This is a genomic window from Herbaspirillum lusitanum P6-12 (assembly GCF_000256565.1).
Taxonomy (GTDB): domain Bacteria; phylum Pseudomonadota; class Gammaproteobacteria; order Burkholderiales; family Burkholderiaceae_D; genus Herbaspirillum; species Herbaspirillum lusitanum.
In genome coordinates, this window is record NZ_AJHH01000128.1 from 1 (window position 1) to 1,228 (window position 1,228).

Below are 1,228 nucleotides of genomic sequence, written 5' to 3' on the forward strand. Positions count from 1 at the left end.
CCATGCAATCGCCGTCGCGCCACTCCGGTTTCAACCGGTCCGACAGGCGCGCATAGACATATTCAAAACTCTTGGCGAAATCGCCCCACGGCAACAGCAGCGTATAAGTCACGCCCCACATCAGCGTCAGGCCGGCAAACCAGCTTAGTGCGCCGCGCCACTTGCCGCATTGCTTCAGGCGCGGCAGGCAACACAGCCAGCCCAGCGTCATCATGGTCGCCGCACCCAGCGCCAGCGGTTGCAGCGGCGTGATGAAGCCGAGCGGCAGCCATCTGCCGAGGTAAGACAAATAATGATGGTGCTCGACCGGACCGATGGAAATCACGTAGATCGTCCATACAAGTGCGGTCATTGCACCAAAAAACAAGCGCGCAAACCAGTCCCAGCCGAGGTGAGCCCAATCCGGAAGGCGATTGATGGCGGCCGATCCCAGCACGCACAGCGGCAGGATCAACGGCAGCAGGTACAACTGGCGCGCGGTGGCCGACATCAGCAAAAGGGTGACGCAAACCGCCGTGAACGCCACGGGAATCGCCACGCGCGGCTGACGGATCTTGCGCCATTCGCCTCCGGCAATCGCCAGCACCGCCAGCGGCGCGCCCGGCAGCGCAAAGCCGGTCAGCGCGCGGAAGATCACGGTGTGGTCGTTGTCTGAGCCGAGCTTCTTGACGGAGAACCCCAGGAAACGGCCGACGTTGTTGTCCCAGAACCATTCCATGAACAGCGGCATGGAATGCTGCGCCAGCAGCACCGGCCAGATGAGGAAGAACGGCAGCGACACCAGCACGGCCAGGCCGACCATGCGCAGGTAGGAACGGCAACGGCATTCGCGCACCAGCAAGCCGACCAGCAAGGCGGTGGCAGCGTAGATGACCGGGACGAACAGGCCCTTGGACATTTCGGCAATGCCGACGCCGAGGCCGAACCAGAGCGCCGCCGATAGTCGCGGCGTTTTACGCTGTTCGTTGAGCGCAATGTGCAACAGCCCGTACATGGCAATTGCGCCGCCGCAGACCAGTGCAACATCGGTGAACATGTCATGCGCATGCTTGATCATGCCGACCGTGCCGGCGAACAGTGCCAGCGTGCCGAGCACGCGCGCGCTCAGGAAGCCGTCTTCGTTCCATGCGGCACGGGCAATCCGCGCCACGAACAGCAGTGTGACCAGCATGAAGAACACCGACGCCACGCGTGCGCCGTCGAGGCTGCCGCAGACGTACAGCACGGC

The 1,228-nt window shown here is 63.3% G+C and carries 1 protein-coding gene; it reads right to left on the bottom strand.

Annotated elements, in window-relative coordinates; genetic code table 11:
• A partial coding sequence (locus tag HLUSI_RS0104360) for an ArnT family glycosyltransferase (RefSeq protein ID WP_016832816.1) occupies positions 1–1,228 on the bottom strand: 1,228 nt, incomplete at both ends.